This is a genomic window from Streptomyces boluensis (genome assembly GCF_009908195.1).
Classification (GTDB): domain Bacteria; phylum Actinomycetota; class Actinomycetes; order Streptomycetales; family Streptomycetaceae; genus Streptomyces; species Streptomyces boluensis.
In genome coordinates this window covers 1-4116 of the sequence record NZ_JAAAHS010000531.1, presented here as the reverse complement: position 1 = coordinate 4116, position 4116 = coordinate 1, and the positions used below count along the sequence as shown (strand labels likewise).

Below are 4116 nucleotides of genomic sequence, written 5' to 3'. Positions count from 1 at the left end.
AGCTCGCCCCGATCACCCCGGCGGCCTGGGCCGAGATCGAGGAGGAGGCCCGGCGCACGTTCCGGCGCCTGGTCGCGGGCCGCCGCGTCGTCGACCTGCCCGAACCGGCGGGCCCGCAGCTCGCCGCCGTCGGCACCGGCCACCTCACCGCGCTGACCCCGCCCGCGCCGGGCGTCACGGCCCGGCTCCGGGAGGCGAAACCCCTCGTCGAACTACGGGTCCCGTTCACCGTCGACCGCGCGGCCGTCGACGATGTGGACCGCGGCTCGAAGGACTCCGACTGGCAGCCGGTGAAGGACGCGGCGCGCAGCATGGCGTACGCCGAGGACCGCACGATCTTCGACGGGTACTCGGCAGGCCAGGTGGAGGGCCTGCGCTCGCGTTCCTCCAACCCGGTGGTGAGCCTGCCGGCCGAGCCCCGCGACTACCCGGACGCGGTCAGCCGCGCCCTCACCTCGCTGCGCCTCGCCGGGGTCGACGGCCCGTACGCGCTGCTCCTGGGCGCCGAGGAGTACCGCGCCGTCAGCGAGACCTCCGACCACGGCTACCCCATCGCCGCCCACCTCGGCCGGATGCTCGACGGCTCCCCGATCTGGGCGCCCGCGCTCAGCGGCGGCTTCGTCCTGTCCACCCGTGGCGGCGACTTCGAGCTGCACCTCGGGCAGGACCTGGCGATCGGCTACACCGGCCATGACGCGCACAGCGTCGAGCTGTACTTCCAGGAGACGCTGACGTTCCTGCCGTACACCGACGAGGCCGTGGTCGTCCTCGAAGCCTGAACGCGCCGCCCGCCACCCCTCGAACTCCGCACGCGTACCCGAGAGTTGAGGTCACCGTGAGCCGCTGGTCCGTGCACGGCGCCGTCCCCCGGCTCGCCGGTTCCGCGGTCCTGGGCGCGGTGGCGGGCGCGGTCGTCGCGGCGGCCACCGGCAACACTCCGCTCGGCATCCTCGCCGGTATCGCCGCGGCCGAGACGGTCTTCGTCGTCGCCGGGTGGCTCGTCCTCTGGCCCATGGACGCCGCGAGCACCCGCGCCAACGCGGGCCGCGAGGAGTTCCGGCCCGTGGTCGAGGAACTCGCCGTCGTCGGCGCCGCGTCCTGCGGGCTCGTCGGCATCGTGGTGCTGCTCCTCGTCGGCGACGACTCGGGCCTCAGCCACGCCGCGGCCGCCACGGCCCTCTGCGGCGTCTTCATGGCCTGGGCGGCCCTCCACCTGATGTACGCGACCCGCTACGCCTACCTCTACTACCGCGACCCCGCCCCCGGCATCGACTTCAACACCCACGACCCGCCCCGCTACATCGACTTCCTGTACTTCAGCTACAACCTCGTCATGACCTACCAGGTCTCCGACACCAATGTCTCCACCACCACGATCCGCGCGGTGGCCCTCCGCCACTGCCTCCTCTCGTACCTCTTCGGCGCGAGCGTCCTCGCCACGACCATCAACCTGGTCGCGGGGATCGTGACGGGGTGAACGGGCAGGCGGGGGCGCGTGATTGAGTAGTCCGCGCCGCCCGCAGGGGGTGGCCGGCGCGAGGTTGACGGGGGATGTCGGGTGAGCACGGGGGATCGGTTCAGCGGAGCGGTCGAGTGGGCGCGGGCGGTGGTGCCGGCGGGCGAGACGCTGCGCGGTGAGCACACGGCCGTGGTGGCGACGCGGGCGCCGAAGCCCGGACAGTCCCGCCGCCCGCGTGCCCTGCACGGTGAGCGACGCACGCTCTACAACTGGTGCCTGCTCCCCGTGTACACGGCCGTGCTCCTCACCGGCATCACGTGGAATCCGTTCGTCGCTCTCTTCGAGGCCGTCACCGAGTCGTCCTGGAGCGACAAGCAGCGGCAGGGCAGGCCGTTCGGCGGGGGCTGGAACAGCTCGGCCGGTCAGCTCGCCCGCGCTCTGCATCCGCGGAGCAGGAACGGAGCGGACGCGGTGATCCAGGTGACCGACCACCGCCTCCAGGTCGCCCATGTCTCCCACGCCGGCTCCCTGCGAGGCACACCCCGTCGCGCCGAGGCGGGCTGGTCCCTGGACGTACGCCAGGTGAGCTGGATCCGCGACCGCAGCGACATCGTGGGCGGCTGCCACGAGATCGGCTTCGCCGACGGGTCCTGGTGCTCCGTCCAGTTCCAGGGGCACGGCTGGCGCCGGATGCCGGACGCGTTCCCGTACCGGCTCAGCCACCTGGACCCGCACCCGTACGGAGGCTGAAACACGGGGCGGAGGCCATGGGCGGACACTGCTCCCGACCGTCACGCGTCGTCCTGGTCTACCCTGGGTAACCTTCCGCCGGCGGCGCCTGCGCCCAGTACCGGCAAGCCAACAGCGGTGGGAGGTACCGACGTGCGTGACGCGGATCCCGGCCTCTTCGGGCCGGACTCGGTGACCTGGCAGATGCACGGTGACCCGATGATGTGGGTCGCCGGAGTCCGCGCGCTGTACTTCCAGGCCCTGCACCCGCGCGTGGTGCGCGGTGTCATGCAGAACTCGGACTTCCGCCGCGACGCCTGGGGCCGGCTCATGCGGACCGCCGACTTCGTCGGGGCGCTCAGCTACGGGACGACGGAGACCGCAGAGCAGGCCGGGGAGCGGGTGCGGCGCATCCACCGGCTCCTGAAGGCCACCGACCCCGACACCGGCGAGGTCTACCGCGTCGACGAGCCCGAGCTGCTGCTCTGGGTGCACTGCGCCGAGATCGCCAGTTACGTGGAGGTGCTGCGCCGCTCCGGCTACCCGCTCACCCCGGACCTCGCCGACCGGTACATCGACGAACAGCGGGAGAGCGCCCGCCTCGTGGGCCTCGACCCCGCCGACGTACCGGCCGACCGGGCCCAGATGCGGGCCTACTTCGCGCGGATGCGGCCGGAACTCGCCGTCGGCGAAGAGGCGCGCGCCGTCGACGACTTCCTGCGGCGCCCGCCCACGCCACCACTCCTCGCGCCCGCCCGCGAGCTGCTGTGGCGCCGGGTCGCGAACCTCGCGTACGGCGCGCTGCCCGCGTACGCCCACACGCTGTACGGCCGACCCGCCCCCGCGCCACGGGCCGTCGACGTCCGGCTGCGCGCCACGGGTGGGCTGCTGCGCTGCGTTCCCGGCCGTCTACGCTGGCAACTGCCGCCCCGGCACATTCTTCGGGCCATGGAGCGGCTCGGGCCCGGCAGCCGACCCGCACCGTACAGACCTATCGGGCGGGCAGCCATACTGGACGGGCCGGGGAGGGCGATGCGAGGCGACGGGGGCGACACCACGAGATGGCGGAAACCAGGCTGATCCAGGGCCGGTACCGGCTGCTCGATCTCATCGGGCGCGGTGGCATGGGCGAGGTGTGGCGGGCCCGCGACGAGTCCCTCGACCGGCATGTGGCCGTGAAGTGCCTCAAGCCGATCGGCCCGCAGCAGGGCCACGCGTCCATCGGGCAGGTGCTGCGCGAGCGGTTCAAGCGGGAGGCCCGCGTCGCCGCGTCCCTGCAGCACCGCGGCATCACCGTCGTCCACGACTTCGGTGAGGACGACGGGGTGCTGTACCTCGTCATGGAGCTCCTCGACGGCCGCAACCTCAGCCAGTTGATGGAGGACAACTCCCAGCTCCCGCTGACCGTTCCCGACATCGTGGAGATCACCGAACAGGTCGCGCACGCCCTCGCCTACACCCACGACCAGGGCATCATCCACCGCGACCTGAAGCCCGCCAACATCATGCGGCTCACCGACGGCACGGTGAAGATCTGCGACTTCGGCATCGCCAGGCTCGGCCACGACGTGGGCTTCACCGCGAAGCTCACCGGCACCAACATCGCCATGGGCACGCCGCACTACATGTCGCCGGAGCAGATCGGCGGCGAGCCCATCGACTTCCGCAGCGACCTGTACTCGCTCGGCTGCGTCCTGTACGAGATCGCCACCGGCGCCCCGCCCTTCGACCACGGCGACGCCTGGGCCGTGCTCCTGGGACACCGCGACACCACCCCGCAGCCGCCCCGTACGCACCGGCCCGAACTCCCCGACTTCCTGGAGCGGATCGTCCTCGACCTGCTCGCCTAGTCGCCCGACGACCGGCCGGGCGACGCCCGCGAACTGGCCGGCCGCATCGCCGCCACCCGCGGCGGCACGACCGGTCAC

4 protein-coding genes and 1 pseudogene are annotated in these 4116 nt (G+C 72.6%); all 5 read left to right on the top strand.

Annotated features, from left to right (window positions below; translation table 11 throughout):
• The coding region (locus tag GUY60_RS35280; RefSeq protein WP_161705437.1) for a family 1 encapsulin nanocompartment shell protein at window positions 1-779 on the top strand (779 nt) is incomplete at its 5' end.
• Window positions 780-835: 56 nt separating this feature from the next.
• Window positions 836-1477 (top strand): DUF1345 domain-containing protein, encoded by a 642-nt coding sequence (locus tag GUY60_RS35275; RefSeq protein ID WP_312866547.1) that lies wholly within the window; start codon window positions 836-838, stop codon window positions 1475-1477.
• A gap of 81 nt (window positions 1478-1558) precedes the next feature.
• Window positions 1559-2209: a hypothetical protein gene (locus GUY60_RS35270; protein ID WP_161705435.1), complete on the top strand. Its 651-nt coding sequence runs from the start codon at window positions 1559-1561 to the stop codon at window positions 2207-2209.
• A 132-nt stretch (window positions 2210-2341) separates the two neighbouring features.
• Entirely contained in the window at window positions 2342-3268 is a 927-nt protein-coding gene (locus GUY60_RS35265; protein WP_312866546.1) for an oxygenase MpaB family protein, read from the top strand.
• Window positions 3250-4116, top strand: a pseudogene (locus GUY60_RS35260) (serine/threonine-protein kinase); the annotation flags it as partial. The gene GUY60_RS35265 and the pseudogene GUY60_RS35260, both read left to right, overlap by 19 nt.